The 18,045-nt window shown below is 45.9% G+C and carries 19 protein-coding genes and 1 tRNA gene; 2 read left to right on the plus strand and 18 right to left on the minus strand.

Annotation, left to right across the window (positions count from 1 at the left end):
• Window positions 1–217 precede the first annotated feature (217 nt).
• The 12 genes from ABN764_RS08875 to rpsF form a co-directional block, all read right to left on the minus strand.
• Window positions 218–1,006: a spore coat protein gene (locus tag ABN764_RS08875; RefSeq protein WP_446671626.1), complete on the minus strand. Its 789-nt coding sequence runs from the start codon at window positions 1,004–1,006 to the stop codon at window positions 218–220.
• A gap of 233 nt (window positions 1,007–1,239) precedes the next feature.
• The gene (locus ABN764_RS08880; protein ID WP_268624354.1) at window positions 1,240–2,523 is read right to left on the minus strand and encodes an adenylosuccinate synthase; all 1,284 of its coding nucleotides are present in this window, start codon (window positions 2,521–2,523) and stop codon (window positions 1,240–1,242) included.
• A 174-nt stretch (window positions 2,524–2,697) separates the two neighbouring features.
• Window positions 2,698–4,056 (minus strand): replicative DNA helicase, encoded by a 1,359-nt coding sequence (gene dnaB, locus ABN764_RS08885; RefSeq protein ID WP_021257531.1) that lies wholly within the window; start codon window positions 4,054–4,056, stop codon window positions 2,698–2,700.
• Between the two features lies 1 nt (window position 4,057).
• Window positions 4,058–4,501, minus strand: coding sequence for a 50S ribosomal protein L9 (rplI, locus tag ABN764_RS08890; RefSeq protein ID WP_021257532.1), 444 nt, complete (start codon window positions 4,499–4,501; stop codon window positions 4,058–4,060).
• On the minus strand, window positions 4,498–6,456 hold the full coding sequence (locus tag ABN764_RS08895; RefSeq protein WP_028533234.1) for a DHH family phosphoesterase: 1,959 nt from the start codon (window positions 6,454–6,456) through the stop codon (window positions 4,498–4,500). The genes rplI and ABN764_RS08895 overlap by 4 nt, the downstream gene beginning before the upstream one ends.
• An 11-nt stretch (window positions 6,457–6,467) precedes the next feature.
• On the minus strand, window positions 6,468–7,421 hold the full coding sequence (locus ABN764_RS08900) for a YybS family protein (RefSeq protein ID WP_227775004.1): 954 nt from the start codon (window positions 7,419–7,421) through the stop codon (window positions 6,468–6,470).
• A gap of 101 nt (window positions 7,422–7,522) precedes the next feature.
• Complete coding sequence (locus ABN764_RS08905; protein ID WP_021257535.1) at window positions 7,523–7,945, minus strand: CBS domain-containing protein; 423 nt, start codon at window positions 7,943–7,945, stop codon at window positions 7,523–7,525.
• Window positions 7,946–8,080: 135 nt separating this feature from the next.
• The gene (locus ABN764_RS08910) at window positions 8,081–9,064 is read right to left on the minus strand and encodes an LCP family protein (RefSeq protein ID WP_021257536.1); all 984 of its coding nucleotides are present in this window, start codon (window positions 9,062–9,064) and stop codon (window positions 8,081–8,083) included.
• Between the two features lie 851 nt (window positions 9,065–9,915).
• On the minus strand, window positions 9,916–10,407 hold the full coding sequence (locus ABN764_RS08915; protein ID WP_446671627.1) for a hypothetical protein: 492 nt from the start codon (window positions 10,405–10,407) through the stop codon (window positions 9,916–9,918).
• 655 nt (window positions 10,408–11,062) lie between these two features.
• A complete protein-coding gene (gene rpsR, locus ABN764_RS08920; protein ID WP_021257538.1) occupies window positions 11,063–11,338 on the minus strand; it encodes a 30S ribosomal protein S18 in 276 nt (91 codons plus the stop codon).
• 20 nt (window positions 11,339–11,358) lie between these two features.
• On the minus strand, window positions 11,359–11,856 hold the full coding sequence (ssb, locus tag ABN764_RS08925) for a single-stranded DNA-binding protein (RefSeq protein WP_021257539.1): 498 nt from the start codon (window positions 11,854–11,856) through the stop codon (window positions 11,359–11,361).
• Between the two features lie 51 nt (window positions 11,857–11,907).
• Entirely contained in the window at window positions 11,908–12,195 is a 288-nt protein-coding gene (gene rpsF / locus ABN764_RS08930; protein WP_021257540.1) for a 30S ribosomal protein S6, read from the minus strand.
• Window positions 12,196–12,430: 235 nt separating this feature from the next.
• On the opposite strand from rpsF, the gene ABN764_RS08935 reads away from it, so the two are divergent.
• Window positions 12,431–12,625, plus strand: coding sequence for a YjzC family protein (locus ABN764_RS08935; RefSeq protein WP_072730922.1), 195 nt, complete (start codon window positions 12,431–12,433; stop codon window positions 12,623–12,625).
• A gap of 763 nt (window positions 12,626–13,388) precedes the next feature.
• Here the strand turns inward: ABN764_RS08935 and ABN764_RS08940 are convergent.
• The 3 genes from ABN764_RS08940 to ABN764_RS08950 all read right to left on the minus strand — a co-directional run bounded on the left by ABN764_RS08940 (window position 13,389) and on the right by ABN764_RS08950 (window position 14,683).
• A tRNA-Ser gene (locus ABN764_RS08940) sits at window positions 13,389–13,479 on the minus strand.
• 62 nt (window positions 13,480–13,541) lie between these two features.
• Window positions 13,542–13,748, minus strand: coding sequence for a DUF951 domain-containing protein (locus ABN764_RS08945; RefSeq protein ID WP_446671628.1), 207 nt, complete (start codon window positions 13,746–13,748; stop codon window positions 13,542–13,544).
• Window positions 13,748–14,683: a mechanosensitive ion channel family protein gene (locus tag ABN764_RS08950; protein ID WP_446671652.1), complete on the minus strand. Its 936-nt coding sequence runs from the start codon at window positions 14,681–14,683 to the stop codon at window positions 13,748–13,750. Before ABN764_RS08950 ends, ABN764_RS08945 begins: the two co-directional genes overlap by 1 nt.
• A 146-nt stretch (window positions 14,684–14,829) precedes the next feature.
• On the opposite strand from ABN764_RS08950, the gene yyaC reads away from it, so the two are divergent.
• Window positions 14,830–15,414, plus strand: coding sequence for a spore protease YyaC (yyaC, locus tag ABN764_RS08955; RefSeq protein WP_028533229.1), 585 nt, complete (start codon window positions 14,830–14,832; stop codon window positions 15,412–15,414).
• 9 nt (window positions 15,415–15,423) lie between these two features.
• Here yyaC and ABN764_RS08960 read toward each other — a convergent pair whose 3' ends face one another.
• The 3 genes from ABN764_RS08960 to ABN764_RS08970 form a co-directional block, all read right to left on the minus strand.
• The gene (locus ABN764_RS08960; protein ID WP_021258404.1) at window positions 15,424–15,924 is read right to left on the minus strand and encodes a DUF4446 family protein; all 501 of its coding nucleotides are present in this window, start codon (window positions 15,922–15,924) and stop codon (window positions 15,424–15,426) included.
• Window positions 15,925–16,486: 562 nt separating this feature from the next.
• Window positions 16,487–17,341 (minus strand): ParB/RepB/Spo0J family partition protein, encoded by an 855-nt coding sequence (locus tag ABN764_RS08965; RefSeq protein ID WP_072730920.1) that lies wholly within the window; start codon window positions 17,339–17,341, stop codon window positions 16,487–16,489.
• Window positions 17,334–18,045 (minus strand): ParA family protein (locus ABN764_RS08970; protein WP_446671629.1); only part of this gene is annotated, 712 nt, incomplete at its 5' end. The genes ABN764_RS08970 and ABN764_RS08965, both read right to left, overlap by 8 nt.

Raw genomic sequence — 18,045 nt, forward strand, 5'->3', positions numbered from 1 at the left:
TAATGTACCATAGGTCGAAAGTACATTGCAACTTGACCGAATTCGTCATTATTTGGACGTTGTTCATCCTTACACCCCTTACTTTCCCAAAACAAAAACGCGAAAATGTGCTCTCCTGAGGAGATAGCTACTTTCGCGTTTATTATGCAATCCTTTTAATCGGTTTATTCAGCATATGTTCTCACAAAGATGTTCTTCGTGAAGCCTATGAATCAGACTACGGTGTTCCCGTGCTTTCTGTCTTGCTTTCCTTCGCATTTGAACCATCCGTAGTGCTGGCAGTATCCTTCGTCTTCGATTCTCCCACCATCCACTCCCGCATCTCCTTATATTCCTCGTCATTCAGATGCTTCGCGAGAATCTGTTCGACTTCCATAACCTCACTGGAAGTCAATCCTCCCTCCATTAAGGTAGAGATGCGCTGCCAATCCTCTTGCGGGAGCTTCTTCATCAAGGTTGCAAAGATTTGATCCTTCTTCTCCTTCGATAACTCTTCCTTGCTCTTCGCTATCGCGTCAGGCGGCACTATTATTGCCTCTCGCCCCTTCGATTCCTGACCGGATGTTATGCCCCCCATTACCGGCAAAGCGCCATCAGGCGTTGGAGTTGATCCACTCTCGCCTTCATTTCCTCCAGCAGATGGGGATCCTGTCGTTCCGCCGCCATTCGTCTCAGTCGCTCCCTGCCCATTCCGATTCGATCCCGATTCCTGACTATTAGTAGTGGTTCTTTCTGTATGGTTTCCGCTATTTATCCCATCCTGACTCGTACCTGTAGACTTATTATTTGATTGACTAGCCGTTTGTACATCGGAGCCAAGCAGAACACCCCACATAGAGGTCAATGTCAGCGGCTTCCGTTCTATTGGGATATGGAAACTATCCAGAGCAGTCTGAATATATCGATCGACTACGATCGCTGTTGTTCCAACCGTTAATAGGCTAGATAATATACCTACGACCAAAATCGTCATTGCTAACCGCATCACACGCCACACTAAGCGCATCTATACTACCTCCCAGCCAGCTCTTGCTGCCACGCGAGGGCAATATGCCCTCTCACGTGCCCGAGTGCGTATAATAGAGTACTAGCAGCCTCCAATATGACTCTTCTTCCTCTATCTTGTATTCGGGATCCTTGCCAGCTCACAGTCATTTACTGTTTAGTATGCCCAATTATGTACAAAAAAAACGACTCTTCCCGAAGGAAAAGCCGTTTCGTTTCTATATTATGCTGCAATTAGCGGTAGATAGAACGCACTTGGTTCGTCTGCTCGCGGTTGCGGCCAACGGAGAAGATCGAGATCGGAATACCTGTCAGCTCCGATACGCGCTTCACATAGTTGCGTGTTGATTCAGGCAGTTCATCAAGCGTCTTGCAGCCTGTGATGTCTTCCGACCAGCCTGCCATTTCTTCATAAATTGCTTCGCACTTCGCAAGCATATCCAAGCTTGCTGGATAGTGCTCGATAATCTCATCGCCGCACTTGTAAGCCGTACAGATCTTAACTGTCTCCAGTCCAGTCAATACATCAAGCGAGTTCAGGGACAAGCCTGTAATCCCGCTCACACGGCGGGCATGGCGTACGACGACACTGTCGAACCAGCCTACGCGACGTGCGCGGCCTGTTACTGTACCGTACTCATGGCCAGCTTCACGGATGAAGTCGCCTGTCTCATTGTTCAGCTCTGTTGGGAACGGACCATCGCCAACGCGAGTCGTATAAGCCTTCGCTACGCCGATAACCTCTTCAATCTTGGATGGGCCAACACCAGAACCGATGCAGACACCACCAGCTGTTGGATTCGAAGAAGTTACGAACGGATACGTACCTTGGTCGATATCAAGCATAACGCCCTGCGCACCTTCGAACAATACCTTCTTGCCGTCATCGATTGCATCATTAAGTACAACCGAGGTATCAACCACATACTTGCGAATGAATTCTGCATATTCGAAGTATTCCTGCAACGTAGCTTCGATATCCAGCTCTTCGCCGCCATACATTCTGATTAACTCGTTCTTCTCATTTGCCAAGTGGCGGAATTTCTTCTCGAATACATCCTTGTCGAGCAAGTCGACAATACGAATGCCGTTGCGAGCTGCTTTATCCATATAACAAGGTCCGATCCCTTTGCGGGTCGTTCCAATCTTGTTCGGGCCTTTGCGCTCTTCCTCCAGACCGTCCAGCACCATGTGATACGGCATGATGACATGCGCACGATCACTAATGCGAAGATTATCGGTAGAGAAACCATTTTCGTGAATATATTCAATCTCTTGGATTAGTGCCTTTGGATTGATGACCATACCATTACCGATTACACAAATTTTGTTTGTGTAGAAAATACCGGATGGGATCAGGCTCAGCTTATATTTCTTATTATCAATCAAAATCGTGTGTCCCGCATTGTTACCACCTTGATAACGCGCAACCACGTCGGCGCTTTCGGCGAGGAAGTCAGTGATTTTCCCTTTCCCCTCGTCTCCCCATTGGGTTCCTACGACGACTACTGTAGACATATTCATACCCCCGTCGGGTGTTTACACACCGTTATTCACTGCTTTTTCAAGCATTCGCTCCAAGCAGCATACCTAGTTTATCAGTCAAATAGTGCAAAGTCAACGAAAAGCGAACGTTGATATCCGACCTTAACTAAATGTTCGGAAAACAACGTTCGCTTTCTTTTACGCTTATTATCCCGCAGAGGCGTCCTGATGATTCCTTTCGTAGCTGACGAATTTGTTGAAGTTCTTCAAGAACACCAACTCCACCGTACCTACTGGGCCATTACGCTGCTTAGCGATAATAATTTCGATAATATTCTTCTTCTCCGTATCCTGATTGTAGTAATCATCACGGTACAAAAATGCAACAATATCAGCATCCTGCTCGATGGAACCCGATTCCCGAAGGTCGGACATCATCGGACGCTTATCCTGCCGCTGCTCTACACCCCGGCTTAACTGGGACAAGGCAATAACAGGTACCTCAAGCTCACGCGCAATCTGCTTCAGTGTACGTGAAATCTCGGATACTTCCTGCTGACGGTTCTCTCCTGGTTTACCGCGTCCTTGAATCAGCTGCAAGTAATCGATCAGAATCATGCCAAGACCATGTTCTTTCTTAAGACGTCTACACTTGGCTCGGATATCCGCCACCGTTATCCCTGGTGTATCATCAATGTAGACCTCCGCCTCGGACAAGGCTGCGATGGACATCGTCAGCTTCTCCCAGTCATCATCCTCAAGCGCTCCTGTACGGAGTCGTCCTGCATCGACATTGGACTCGGCGCAGACCATACGTTGTACAAGCTGTGCCGCGGACATCTCAAGACTGAATATCGCTACCGTCTCCTTCGCACGAACGCCAACATTCTGGGCTACGTTCAAGGCGAAGGCTGTCTTGCCGACGGACGGACGAGCAGCCACAATAACAAGGTCACTGCGCTGGAAACCCGATGTCATCTTATCCAAATCAGGGAAGCCTGATGGAATTCCGGTCGTCCCCCCGCCTGTTTGCTGGCTCAAGGTCTCGACTTTATCATACACTTCCATCAACACATCTTTAATCGCGATAAAGCCGCTCGAAGAGCGGCGATTCGAAATTTCTAAGATACGTCGTTCCGCATCGCTAAGCAATCCAGAGACATCCTCGCCGCCTGTATAGCCTTCACTTGCGATTTGCGTGGCAGTCCGAATGAGACGTCGCATCATTGACTTTTCTTCAATAATTTGCGCGTAATAATCGACGTTGGCTGCGGTTGGCACCGCATTGGCCAGTTTCGTCAAATAAGACACGCTGCCGACGTCTTCCAACTGCTGCTTATCCTTCAGCTTCGCTGTAAGCGTTACAAGGTCAATCGGCTGGTTGTCTTCGCCCAGCTCGATCATTGCCTCATAGATCATCTGATGGGCCGGATTGTAGAAGTCCTCGGACTGTATCCGCTCCATCGCCGTGATCATCGCTTCGGAGTGGAGCAATATAGCGCCGAGAACGGCTTGCTCAGCCTCCAGGTTCTGCGGCGGAACACGATCGACATACATCTCGTTCATTCTATTCCTCCGTTACGTGCACCTTCATCGTCGCCTTGACTTCAGGATGCAGCTTCACGGCTACATTCGTAAATCCCAGCGTACGAATCGGGTCATGAAGTTCGATTTTACGCTTATCTATTTTGATCTTCATGCCTGCAAGAGCTTCTGCAATTTGCTTCGATGTGATGGCACCGAACAGACGGCCGCCTTCACCAGCCTTTGCCTTCAACTCAACTGTTGTTTCTCCCAGCTTCGCTGCAAGCATTTCCGCATCTATCTTTTCTTGTTCCTTGCGCTTATCTTCTGACTTCTTCTGTTGATCCAGGGTCTTAAGATTGCCGTCCGTCGCCGGACGAGCCAGTCCCTGCTTGATGAGGAAATTTTGAGCGTACCCTTCGGAAACCTCTTTGACTTGTCCTTTCTTGCCTTGTCCTTTTACATCCTGCAACAAGATGACTTTCATTCGAACAACCCCTCTTCTGCGTCGATTTCTTCCAGCACGCGCTTCAGCTTCGCTTCTGCCTCAACAAGCGTACCTTGCAATTGAGCTGCGGCATTCGTTAGATGTCCGCCGCCGCCCAGCCGTTCCATAACGACCTGTACATTCATCTGGCCCAGCGAACGCGCGCTAATCCCGATGAGTCCATCATTTCGCTCGCTGATAACGAACGAAGCGAGAACATCGGTCATATTTAATAGCGTATCAGCTACCTGTGCAATGAGCAACTGAGAAAATTTTCGTCCTGGCTCTGTAACCGCAATCGCAATATGTCCATACAGCATCTGTGCATGTCGGATGACTTCCGCCTTCTGAATATATTCATCCAGATCTTCTTTTAAGATGCGCTGGATAAGCAATGGGTCTGCACCTTGTCTGCGAAGGAAGCTTGCCGCATCGAATGTTCGCGAGCCTGTTCGCAGCGTGAAATACTTCGTGTCTACCGTGATCCCTGCCAGCAATGCCGTTGCCTCCAGCATGCTGAGATTAATCCGATTATGGATATATTGCAGCAATTCCGTAACGAGCTCAGCCGTAGAAGATGCATAGGGCTCCAAATAAACGAGAACCGCGTCATTAATGAACTCTTCGCCTCGGCGATGATGATCGATAATGACAATCCGATCCGATTGAAGCAGACGCGGCTCTTCTACCATAGAAGCTTTGTGTGTATCACATACAACCAAAAGGCTTGCTTCCGTAATCATTTCGATAGCTTCCGCTCGAGAGATGAACCTTGACCATAGAATTTCATCCTTCTTCAAATAGTCCACTAGACGATCGATCGAAGGATTGCTCTCTTCCAGCACGATATAGGCTTCAATTCCAAGCATTCGGCATGCGTTCAGCACGCCAATCGATGATCCAATCGAATCCGTATCCGGATTCTTGTGCCCCATAATGAACACAGCGTCGCTCTGCTTAATGAAATCTCGAAGCGCGTGCGCGATAACCCGTGCGCGAACCCGAGTCCGTTTCTCTACCGCATTCGATTTACCGCCATAGAACGATAATCGTTGTCCCATGCGAACCGCTACCTGATCTCCGCCACGACCGAGTGCAATATCCAAGCTTGACTGTGCCAGCTGACCCAATTCTGGGATGCTGTCCGCACCAGCTGCAATGCCCATACTGAGCGTTACTGGAAGCTTATTATCAAGCGTCGTCTCCCGAACCTCGTCAAGGATGACGAATCTCGTCTGCTCCAGTGCCTTCAGTGTCTGTACATCCATAATCATGAAGTGGCGATCAGAGGACAGCCGCTTCATCAATACACCATGCTCGCCTGCCCAGGACGTAATCTGTCCATTTACACGCGCGAGCAGGGCAGCCCGCTGCTGGTCGTCCAGCCCTTGGGTCGATTCCTCCAAGTTATCCATAATGACGACTCCGACTGCTATCCGTTCTTCGTCATAACGTTTGCGCAAGCTCCACAGGTCAGTAATGTCCGTAAAGTAGACAACCCGCTCCTCTGGCACAATATCCGCATGTACGATACGCCCACCGATGAACAATTCAGCGGAGCGATCCTTTTCTTTTCCCATATGAAGCTGTGGGAAGATATCCGTCAATTCCTCTCCAACTAACCCATCCTGTCCGGTTAGCTGAGATACATAAGGATTATGCCATTCTATGACACGATCCTCACGATACAAAAGGATGCCATACGGCAAGTCGATGATGGCCTCTTCCCCAGCCCGCTTTACTCGTAATCCAAGCGTTGATAAATACGACTCCGTCTCTTCCCGGAATTTACGTTCTGCCGTGAACGATGCCATAGCGAGCGCTGCAATACTGATCCATGCCAATACCCCGACTCCCCAGTTATACCAGGTCAGCACTAAGCTCATGGCGATCAATACAACGAATGTCCAGCTTGTATGCTTCGTATACCAACGTTGAAACAATAGTTTAGGCATGCCTTCTCACCCTATACTTTTGGTTTGGACAGGTACTTCCGCATCGGAAGGACGAGATCCACCAATCCTACAATTCGAAGTAGTGAATAGAGCAGTGGAATGAACAATGCAGCTACTGTAATGACAATCGGCAGCACCTTGCCCCATTTCTTCATGTGCGCAAAGAAGAAGAGAAAGGCAATCCCCTGCACTACGAATGCCAACTGCAAGAGCGGCGCCAAGTTCAATACAATCATCGTTAAGAAGCTGTCCGTTGACTTCGGGCCAACAAGGTCAAGAATCACAACGATGAAATAGTACACGACAAGAGACTTCGGAAGCATCCATTGGTGTACAGGTTTCATCTTCTGCACATCATGTCCTTGCGCGGTTAATAGACGACGGCTGATAGCGTACGTAATCGTACCCATATACAGCGCACTCACAATCATCATAAATGGAACCATCTTGCTCATGAGAAGCGCAAATTGTTGTTTCATTTCTGCTGTCACTTGCGTCGGGAATAGTGCAGACTGCTCAACACCAACCATCCCGTAGTTCAGCATCTCAATCACAAATTCATACACATTGAAGTCTAGTACCCACTTCGCTACGACGAAGAGGACAAGGGACTCAACGAGAAAGGTCACGGTTCCAGCAACGAACACGTTGAGTGCAGGCTTTCTGCTTTTAAACATGTGGCCAATGACAATGCCCGGAATAATAAAGTACAAGGCGGTTACAGCAACAATCATGCCTGCCTTCCCCATTAACAAGTAGACGACGGCAAGCACGGCAGCAGTGATAAGAGCGAATCTCTGCTTTGATTGCGTTGCATACAGCATCACAAATGGAACCGCCATAAAACTCATCGTCAACACCTGTATCGGCTGCAATATGGATAATAACAATACGAGCGCTACAATCGCCCATAATAAAGACGATGACCAGCGGTTTTTCAATACGTTCACCTCTTGCGCATTCAATCTTTTTCCCCCGGAAAGAACCCCCGAGACCGCTTATTCCGCGGGTATATCCCTATATCTTCCATATTTCTGAAAAGGGCGTCATTTTCATTATACCATAATTACTTCACGTCCATAGCTTTGGTGACGAACTGCTCGCAATATTCGATAATTTGACTGCGCCTCACGATGCCAATAAAACGGTTCATATCATCAACCACCGGGACAAAGTTCTGCACCTTGGCCAAATTAATAAGATCCTCCATATTGGAGTCAATTCGTACTGATTTATTATGCATATTCAGCGAAACTTCTTTCAGCAAGGATTTTGAAGCGTTCTCAAACGTAATCGCGCCATTGGAATTTTTCATGTGCCATAACAGGTCTCCTTCGGTAACCGTTCCTACATATTCCCCTTCATCATTCAAAATCGGAACAGCCGTGTACCGATGATATTCCATTCGTTCGAGTGTTTGTCTCAATGTTGTATTCAATGTAAGACTAACAACCTCATGTTTCGGTGTTAAGAAAAAAGCAATGTTCATCCGTTAGGTCTCCTCCTCAAACGACTCCAGCGAGATGATCGCTGTAACTCCCTAACAATAAATTAACACATTTAGGCATACAAAAACAAAAAGTCAGCCGTAATAAATACGACTGACTTTCCGGTTTCTATACCATTAATCTTCTTTCACTTGGCGTGGTTCCATTAGATTCTCTTTGCTCGTCTTCGGATCCAGCCAGTTGTCCAGCAGAGTCTTAATATAATCCAGATCCTCATCCTTCACCATGTAATACCAGCCGTTGCCAATCATCTTGCCGTCACCATGCAGCATATAGCTGCTAATGCTTGGTACTCCGTCATTCGTGAACATCGTCTTGGCCAAATCAATCATATACTTCGGTCGCATATCCGTTGTAAAATTCTCACCCATAATTTCAATAAGCTCTGGAATGCGTCCGATTTTATCCATTTCGATGGTACGCTGCATAACCGCGTTCAAGAATATGCGGTGACGCATCGTACGGTTCATATCCGAATCCTCACGGTAACGTACGAAGTACAATGCTTCTTGACCATCATAGATCGGCTTGTTCGGCTCAATGCGGAACTTTTCATGATCGGGATCTTTGTTGACGATTGCCTTCGTTATCGGGAGTTTAACGCCATCTAATGCATTGACGACATCCTTCAATCCCTCGAAGTTAATTGTCGCATAATGGTCAACCTTATGCTTGAGCAGATTATCTACCGACTCCATGCTCATCTTTGCACCACCATAGGCATAAGCGTGATTGAGCTTCGTTTCAAATCCCTTGCCGATGATTTCCGTATACGTATCACGTGGAATCGACAGCAGCAATACTTTGTTATCTTGTGGTCTTACAACCGAATATATAATGGTATCAGAACGTCCAATTTCCTTGCCTCGCTGGTCAACCCCCAGCAGTAGTACTGAGAATGGCTCCGTCACTTTGCGAATTACTTCTTCTTTGCCTTCAATTGGTTTATAAGACTTATCAAGCGTCTCTTCTACATGCCCGGATAAGAACATATCGAAGGCCAGAACCGCTAGCTGCTTGCGGAATATAAATCCGCTAAGACCAACAATCGCGATGATTGCCAGGGCGATTCCCCATTTTTTATATTTATTTTTTTTCATTCGTAATCCTCTTCTTCCTTTATGTGATGCAATCATGTCCAGAATCCATTTACTAACCGATAGTTCTTATTTCATACATATAAGAAGCATTTTTGTTGCCTTCCATACCTGTTTCAGTATAGCTCTTAGGCATTTTCCGCATTGACCAGATGAAAAACATTATGCTGCGCATGGCTATCCCCGTCAATCTGATTTCCCTATACGCATACGGTGTTTCAATTTTCCTCATGTGTGTAAGCTTCGGTTCGCTCTAATTCGAAATTAGCAGCACATCACACCTGCTTCACTTCTCAAAGATACCCGCCCCATCCGAACGACACGAATTTCCTATACTAGCAGTACCTATTCCCCTAGAAAGTTTCGCATGGTGATTTTTCTCAAAAAAGACCAGCCATGCTAGCTGCTCATCGTTTTACTTCTCATTTATTCGAAACGTAATAATTGCGGCTTTGATCATGCGATCGTGCACTTACTCTATTCGTTGAACATGAGCTTCACACCGCTTAGTACCTGCCTAGAACAGTATGTGACGATGAATGTAAAAGACATGCTCACATTCTACACTGACAGCTTCATAACCCAATATTGGAATATCCACGTTCCCTTATGGTTAAGCTGTATCAGATATAGGATGAGCATGCTCGGTCGATTTTATCTGTTTGTAACGACCGGTAATCAGAACCCTCTTTGACAAATTTCTTTGATGATTATGCATGAAACAATATTTTTATTTTACATGCAAACGATCAAAAAGGAAAATACAGATTTCATGATCCGGATCACTATTTTGACAGAAGTACCAAAAAACCGCCCATTTTTGGGCGGTTTTCACACAGGATATGGAATAATGATTATCCGAACCAGCTCTTTACCCAACGTACAACATCTAACGTTAATGGAATGAGTCCAAACCCATGATTGCCTATAGCGACGACACCATACGCATATTGACCGATAGCGACGACTCCTAATGCAACGTTGCTAATTACAACAGCACCGATGGATAAGACACTGCTCACGGCTACAGCGCCAATGGACAGCCAATCACTAACCGCAATCGCCCCTACTGCAAACAAATCACTGAATGCAATAGCACCCACTGCTGCCAGCAGTCCTAAGGATATGACACCAAATGCAAACAGACCAACACTTATCATTCCTCCAGCGATGAGACCGATTGCGATATCCCCAATCGCGATAAGGCCAATTGCGACCTTACTGTGTCGGCCTACTCGGCTAGCGCCACTGCTCCGGATGCTAATGATCGGAAGCTGTGGGGATGGCCATTGATAGTCGATTTCTTGCCCCTGCCAACGTTTACTGAATCGTTCGTGCCATCTCATGATCTAAACCTCCGTACCGAATCCATTTTCATCCTTCTCCTGCTATCCATTGTATCACTGCAGCCATATGAAGGAATCCGCCTCGAGACGGAACCCCCCATCCAACTGGAGCAGCATTTATTCATTTGCGAAATCAAGATTGAATGGGATACAGGCATGGTAAATGTATTTTCTTAGGGGAATCGTGCTATTGGCAGGTGCGGGGAATGTAAATATGTCGGAAGTGGGCGAATTTGTCCATGAAGATGCCTAGCGGATATATCAGTAAAAAGGGCAAAATCTACGTTCCTCTAGTATTAAAAACGCATGAATCAAGCTCAGACTCCGCTTCCATTGTCGCGGGGAATTCGCTCCTCTTGCGAATGGAACAGCGTTACCAGGCTCGATTGTAGCCCCTGCTTCCCTTCAATCCGTAGAGGAGCTTCATCTCTCTCTAGGCCATGTCAACCGCACGGGTATCATTCCACTGTATTGGAAAGTCATGTGGCAGAAGGAATTATTCCAGTTATGATTACATATTTGATCAGAAATCCATAAGATCAGCAATTCAAGAATCGAACACGATGTGAGATAACGAAAACGCCCTCTGTCGATAAATTAAAAAAGACAATAAAAAAGACAGCTGATATCATATCAGCTGTCTTCTGCACCATCATTACTCCGTAGTGTACGGAAGCAATGCTACTTGGCGAGCGCGTTTTACAGCGATCGTCAAAGCACGTTGGTACTTCGCGCTTGTACCTGTTACACGGCGTGGCAAGATTTTGCCGCGCTCGCTGATGAATTTCTTCAACAGGTCGATGTCTTTATAATCAATGTGAGTGATTTTGTTCACTGTGAAGAAGCACACTTTACGGCGCTTGTTACGACCTCTACGGCCACCGAATTTACGGCCTTCGCGTTCGCCGCCTTCATTTTGCTTAAAGCTCATTCATGTCAGTCCTTTCCGTTCTAGAATGGCAAATCATCATCGGAAATGTCGATAGGTCTACCGTCATCAGAGAAAGGATCTGCTGCTGCTTGTCCGCGAGAATTGGAATTCCCACCACGTGCTGGAGCATTGTTGTATTGCGGTGCTGGTGCACCGTAATTGCCGCCGCCCATATCATCACGTGTTCCCCCGTTATCACGGTTCGATTCCAAGAAACGCACATTATCAGCAATAATTTCAGTCACGTATACACGTTTACCTTCGTTATTGTCATAGTTGCGCACTTGAATGCGTCCTTCTACTGCTGTAAGCCGACCCTTGCGCAAATAATTTGCACATGTCTCAGCTAGCTGCCGCCAAGTAACGACTGGAATAAAGTCCGCTTCACGCTCCCCACCTTGACTCGAGAACGGTCGATCAACCGCTAACGTAAACTGCGTTACTGCCACTCCAGATGAAGTGTAGCGCAATTCAGGGTCCCGTGTAAGACGTCCTATCAATATCACGCGATTCAACATGCTATCCCCTCCTTCGACGTATCCTTTACGAACTTACGATAGTTTTGGCTATTAAGCCACGTCGCTAACGACAAGATGACGGATGATTTCGTCAGAAATCTTAAGTTGACGATCCAATTCCGCTACTACTGCAGGTTCTGCAGTAAAGTTCACGAGAACGTACACGCCGTCGCGGAACTTCTTGATTTCGTAAGCAAGACGACGCTTACCCATCACATCGTGCTTCGTAATTTCTCCACCGCCGTTAGAGATAACGCCTTGGAATTTGTCGACTGTTGTTTGAACAGCTTCTTGCTCTACGTCAGGACGAATGATGTACATCAATTCGTATTTGCGCATTTCACGTTCACCTCCTTATGGACTTCAGGCCTCTGATCTTGTCAGAAGCAAGGAGCGAGAAAACTCGCACTAAACTAGTGTACCAAAATGAAGGATGACATGCAAGTGCATCTTCGTGTCCGCATACAAGCACTTTTCTCCATTCATTAAGGGATACCCCTGCGCACACACTACATAGGCAAGCGATCTCGTTACGCTTCTGCATCTATACAACATGCTTTCAGGAGGTTACACAATGGGCGAGAAAACAGAATTCGAACCGGGAGACAAAGCACCCAATGATGCCATTTATATGGAAGTCGGTGAGAAAAGCTTCCATACTGAGATTCAAGATCCAAAACAAATTAAGTTGAAGAAGGGCGACACATTCCCAGAAACAACGAACAAAGACCGAAAGTGGAAGAAAAAGCGCCATGCTTTGACGCACTGATTCAATCGTTTCACTTTTTTTATTATCCGTGTATAGAAACGTGATAATGAGCCATAATAACAACTGACGGTGCGAAGCGAGGTGTGGTTCCGTTGAACAATGGAGCGAAGAAGCCTAGTGGAGACATTTAACTTTACGACATAAGAGAAGCGAGGGGTTGTGCTAAAGACCATTTGTCTGCAACACACTTATCGTAATATGGATACCGTAAAGGTTCCATGTGATGTAGGAAGCCTAAGCCATCTGAACATTGTGAAGATAGAAGTCGAATAAGCACCGTCAACCAGGAAGGGATTTCGCGCAAGCGAGATCCCTTTTCTCATTTGCTGTACCCTTTTTATTTTTTCTCGGATGTATAATTCCGCAATAACGATCCATAATAACAACTGACGGTGCGAAGCGAGGTGGGTTCCGTTGAACAATGGAGCAAAGAAGCCTAGTGGAGACATTTAACTTTACGAAATAAGGGAAGCGAGGGGTTGTGCTGTAGAGCATTTATCTGTAACACACTTATCGTAATGGAATTTTTATATGGTTCCATATGATGAAAACCTAAGCCATCTGAATTGTGAAGATAGAAGTCGAATAAGCACCGTCAACCAGGAAGGGATTTCGCGTATGCGAAGTCCCTTCTCTTATTTATTTCAGCATTTGTTACAACAACACATACATCGTCATCAACAGCTCCAGAGGCGGCAAAAATTTGCCTATAATATGCAAAAAACTCCGAAGCCTAAGCTCCGGAGTTGTCATATCCAATAAGTGGCGGAAAGGGTGGGATTCGAACCCACGCACGCCTTGCGACGCCTAGCTGATTTCGAGTCAGCCCCCTTGGACCTCTTGGGTACCTTTCCATAGCAAGAGTTATCTTACCATAGTCCACACTATATTGCAACATATTTTTTACAAAATTATCTTACTCGGAATCAGGTTGAGCAGAACGAACCACCTTCTTCATGCTCTTCTCGAACTTCGCGCGCGGGACGAGCACACTATGCTTGCATCCAACGCACTTAATGCGGATATCCATGCCCATTCGAATAATCTCCATCTCATTTGTACCACAAGGATGAGGCTTTTTCATTTGAACGATATCACCCAGTGCGAAGACTTTACGTTCCATTACATATTCCCTCCTTGTTCTGCTCGTTGATACGTAACGAGGCGCGGGTATGGAATCTCAATTCCCTCTCGCTCTAGAGCCCGCTTCATATCTGCATTAATCATACGAACAACACCTGCTTGGGTAAATGGACGGCATTCGGCAATAACCCGAATCGTCACTTCTGAAGGCCCAAGCGTTTGAACGCCCAAAACTTGCGGCGTCTTGACTACATTCTCATTGTGCTCTGGCAATGCTTCAAGCGCTTTATTCATGACTTGAATAGCCTTCTCTACATTCTCCTCATAAGCAATTGATACATCCACAACAGCAATCGAGTTGTTTAGTGAATAGTTGGTTACCTCGGTAATGCTACCGTTTGGAATGACGTGAACCTCTCCAGTCCAGCTATGGATCCGAGTCGACCGCAAACCAATCATCTCTACCGTACCTTGGAAGGATCCAACCTTAATGACATCGCCTACCGCGAAATGATCCTCCAATATTATGAAAAATCCGGTCATAACATCCTTCACCAAGCTTTGAGCACCAAAACCAATGGCCAAGCCGACGACCCCTGCCCCCGCTAACAGTGGTGCCAAATTCACATTGAACTCCGATAAAACTACAAGGATCATAATAAAATTCATTGCAAGCGAGGTCATATTTTTAAGCAGCTTTCCTACCGTAACAAGCCGCCTCGGTTGTCCGTTCAGGCGGGATTTCTCCTGCTTGGCAATCGTATGATTAATCATTCGATGAACAATGCGAATCACGATTCTGGTTACTAATATAATCAGTACAATTTTAATGGTTTTTACTAAGAGCATTTCCCAAGTTGCCATATCGGTTACCCAGTTCCATATCCCTTGCTGCCATTTCTCGAATACCGACAGCGTCTGTTCAATATTGTCGGTTACTTCTTCTTGCTTATCTGCCGCTGCGGCCCATAACATCTTCATTCCCCCTCTATTACTATCTAGCGTTATCAATGTTAGGACACTTTATTATAAAATAGGAACTTATTCTCGTCGAAGTATAAAAGTTTTCTTGCTTCCATATACTAGATAGTACCTTTAGTAGAAAACGGAGGCTGCTTGTGATGACATTTTCTTTGTTCAAACGCCCGTCAACCCATGAATGCCATCCATGTAAAGTGGTTTATGATGCACCTAACGCACTATCTTCCCTAATTCATTCCTGCCAACACCATTTGCAAATGCGAGCTTCTCACCAGTCAACAACGGTTATCTGCATTGGAACCGATCGTTCAACGGGCGACTGTCTCGGCCCTCTCGTCGGGACACGGCTGTCGAAGTCCACTTCCCGTCACTTTCAAGTTCTCGGGACACTACAGCAGCCTGTTCATGCCATGAATTTGCAAGAGACGATAGATTCACTGCAAGCGAGCGATCCTCATACCTTCATTATTGCAGTTGACGCTTGTCTTGGCCAGAGCAGCAGTGTGGGTTCCGTTCAAGTCGTTGAAGGGCCGGTCCGTCCTGGGGCTGGGGTAAATAAACAATTGCCCCCGATCGGAGATATGCACATTACAGGCATTGTCAACGTCGGAGGCTTCATGGAATATTTCGTATTGCAAAATACTAGGCTTCATTTGGTCATGGGTATGGCCGAGGTGATCGCGGATACAATCGAACAGTCACTCACTTCCTTAGCCCATCGATAAGTACACGGATTAGGAGCCCTTCTTTGCCTCTGCAAGCTCCATTGCTTGCTTCTCTTCCGGGGACAAGGAATAGGAAGACTGTCCATTCTCTATGGGCTTCGCATATACATAAGAGTGATCCCGTCCGTGGATGCCTGTAATGACAACCCCATCCTGCTCCTCATTTAACCATGCAATCGAGAAGCTTAAATCACTCCCGCGCTCTGCAAATGCATTGTAACGCTGTATGCCGACGTGGGATTTCATCTTTTTCAGAGCTTTTTTCGTTTGCTCCATGTCAGCATGATGCTGTTCCGTCTTCCCTTGCAGATGTGCAATATCCTCATGCATGCTGGACAATACAACATCCAAATTTTCAATACCACTTTCCCCCATAATCGCCTCATATTTGCGGCGAAGCTTACGGAGCTGTGACCCTTGGAGAAGAACAATAATAAGTAACAACAATAACAATATGCCGATGCCAGCGGCAATGAGCGGCAACCAATCATTCTGCAATTCATTCATCATAAGTCTTTGTTCTCTCCTGCCTATAACGTGTCCCGTACCTCAAATGCACGGACTTCCTCATCCTTGCGTTTCCCCATTAGTTCGCTTGCTGTCTATCAATATTTATTATCTATAATGGGCAGCTATGATGCGAGCTGGCCGAATGATGAGTCATATTTTCTGTATGTATTTCGTCCATCCTTAGTATAAATTTTTTCATCGGACTCATACAATACTTTTTCCCCACCATTCAATTTGAAAAATCTGCGTTTTTCTACCCTATATCAACTTCCAAAGGCTGCGATGAAGCTGAACCTGTTTATGGTCATTGATGGTATTCGGAAATATGTCCTTTTAACGGATCTCTACATTTAGTTATAACACGATCTAACCGAATGAAGAGACAACAAAGTTGTAACCTTTTGCTTCAATATTTTGTAAATAACAAGCCGTTTATCGTTGCCTTGTCCTTCTGGCTGTTTGTTCTATCCCAACACAAAACTGGCATGCTTAGTGTAATCCCCTCTTGCTTCGGATAACAACCAAGAATGCCAGTTCATGTACAAGAATCCCAACTAAGGCTTTATTGAGCCGACAACGATTGAAGCAATTCTAATAATCGCTCCAGATCCTGCTTGTTAAAGTACGATATCTCAATTTTCCCTTTATCTTTGCTCTGTTTAATTTTAACTGTCGTACGGAATCGTTCACGCAAACTTTCTTCCAATTCATCTAAGTAAGGATCTTTGCGGACAAGCTTCGTTTTATCAATTGACTTCCCTTTTTTGTTCATCTGCTGGATTGCTTCCTCCAACTGACGAACGCTCCACCCTTGTTCAATGGAAGATTTAGCCAACTGTTTCACCTTTGCCTCGTCCTTTACCCCTACAATTGCACGCGCATGTCCCATTGATAGTGTTCCACGTGAAACACATTCCTTTACTTCTTCTGGGAGCTGCAACAGACGCAGAAAGTTAGCGATATGTGAGCGCGACTTACCTACTTTAACAGATAGTTCTTCTTGCGTTAACGTGAACTGATCCATTAAAGCTTGATAAGCAACGGCCAATTCAATGGCGTTTAAATTTTCACGTTGTAAATTTTCAATCAGGGCAATTTCCATGACTTGTTGATCGGAGAAGTTGCGAACAACTGCTGGAATATGCTGCAAACCAAGCTGCTGAGAGGCTCGGTAGCGGCGTTCTCCAGCAATAATCTCATATCCCTTTAAAACACTCCGCACAATAATGGGCTGAATGACACCATGCTGCTTAATTGATTCTGCAAGCTCCTGAATAGACTGCTCATCAAAATGTTTTCGCGGCTGATATGGATTGGGACGCAGCTGTTGTAGAGATACCTCTACTACCTTATCGTCATCATTGACGGATAGTGACGGAATGAGCGCGTCTAATCCACGTCCTAATCGCTTACTCATACGAAATCACTTCCTTCGCAAGTTCCAAATATACTTCCGCACCCTTAGATTTCGGATCGTAGGTCATGATCGACTGACCATGTGACGGTGCCTCACTAAGGCGTATGTTACGGGGAATAATCGTTGTATACACCTTCTGTTGAAAATACTTTTTAACTTCATCAATGACTTGTATGCCCAAGTTCGTACGTGCATCAAGCATCGTAAGAAGAACACCCTCAATCTGCAGAGAGGTATTCAAATGCTTCTGAACAAGTCTGACCGTATTCAACAATTGGCTGAGTCCCTCTAACGCATAGTACTCACATTGAATCGGTATAATGACCGAATGGGATGCTGTTAAGGAATTGATCGTCAATATCCCAAGTGAAGGTGGGCAATCAATTAATATGTAATCGTACAAATGTGCTACAAGCTGAAGCGATTTCTTCAATCGTACTTCACGTGATATCGTCGGAACCAATTCAATCTCAGCACCCGCCAATTGTATCGTTGCCGGAATAATGTGCAGACCTTCGACCATAGTCGGAATCGTTGCGTCCTTCGGATGAACATCATTAATAATCACGTCATAAATGCAATTCGTTACATCTGCTTTGTTAATCCCGATACCACTCGTGGTGTTGCCTTGTGGATCAATATCGACAAGCAGCACCCGCTTCCCTAATAACGCCAAACCTGCACCCAAATTTACCGTCGTCGTT

The sequence above is a fragment of the Paenibacillus wuxiensis genome (assembly GCF_040195695.1).
GTDB lineage: Bacteria > Bacillota > Bacilli > Paenibacillales > Paenibacillaceae > Paenibacillus_B > Paenibacillus_B suaedae.

Bases quoted from the DNA above. Each gene is read 5' to 3' on its own strand.
- ABN764_RS08875 (WP_446671626.1), bottom strand. From the start codon at position 1,006: ATGCGCTTAGTGTGGCGTGTGATGCGGTTAGCAATGACGATTTTGGTC.
- ABN764_RS08880 (WP_268624354.1), bottom strand. From the start codon at position 2,523: ATGTCTACAGTAGTCGTCGTAGGAACCCAATGGGGAGACGAGGGGAAA.
- dnaB (WP_021257531.1), bottom strand. From the start codon at position 4,056: ATGAACGAGATGTATGTCGATCGTGTTCCGCCGCAGAACCTGGAGGCT.
- rplI (WP_021257532.1), bottom strand. From the start codon at position 4,501: ATGAAAGTCATCTTGTTGCAGGATGTAAAAGGACAAGGCAAGAAAGGA.
- ABN764_RS08895 (WP_028533234.1), bottom strand. From the start codon at position 6,456: ATGCCTAAACTATTGTTTCAACGTTGGTATACGAAGCATACAAGCTGG.
- ABN764_RS08905 (WP_021257535.1), bottom strand. From the start codon at position 7,945: ATGAACATTGCTTTTTTCTTAACACCGAAACATGAGGTTGTTAGTCTT.
- ABN764_RS08910 (WP_021257536.1), bottom strand. From the start codon at position 9,064: ATGAAAAAAAATAAATATAAAAAATGGGGAATCGCCCTGGCAATCATC.
- ABN764_RS08915 (WP_446671627.1), bottom strand. From the start codon at position 10,407: ATGAGATGGCACGAACGATTCAGTAAACGTTGGCAGGGGCAAGAAATC.
- rpsR (WP_021257538.1), bottom strand. From the start codon at position 11,338: ATGAGCTTTAAGCAAAATGAAGGCGGCGAACGCGAAGGCCGTAAATTC.
- ssb (WP_021257539.1), bottom strand. From the start codon at position 11,856: ATGTTGAATCGCGTGATATTGATAGGACGTCTTACACGGGACCCTGAA.
- rpsF (WP_021257540.1), bottom strand. From the start codon at position 12,195: ATGCGCAAATACGAATTGATGTACATCATTCGTCCTGACGTAGAGCAA.
- ABN764_RS08935 (WP_072730922.1), top strand. From the start codon at position 12,431: ATGGGCGAGAAAACAGAATTCGAACCGGGAGACAAAGCACCCAATGAT.
- ABN764_RS08945 (WP_446671628.1), bottom strand. From the start codon at position 13,748: ATGGAACGTAAAGTCTTCGCACTGGGTGATATCGTTCAAATGAAAAAG.
- ABN764_RS08950 (WP_446671652.1), bottom strand. From the start codon at position 14,683: ATGTTATGGGCCGCAGCGGCAGATAAGCAAGAAGAAGTAACCGACAAT.
- yyaC (WP_028533229.1), top strand. From the start codon at position 14,830: ATGACATTTTCTTTGTTCAAACGCCCGTCAACCCATGAATGCCATCCA.
- ABN764_RS08960 (WP_021258404.1), bottom strand. From the start codon at position 15,924: ATGATGAATGAATTGCAGAATGATTGGTTGCCGCTCATTGCCGCTGGC.
- ABN764_RS08965 (WP_072730920.1), bottom strand. From the start codon at position 17,341: ATGAGTAAGCGATTAGGACGTGGATTAGACGCGCTCATTCCGTCACTA.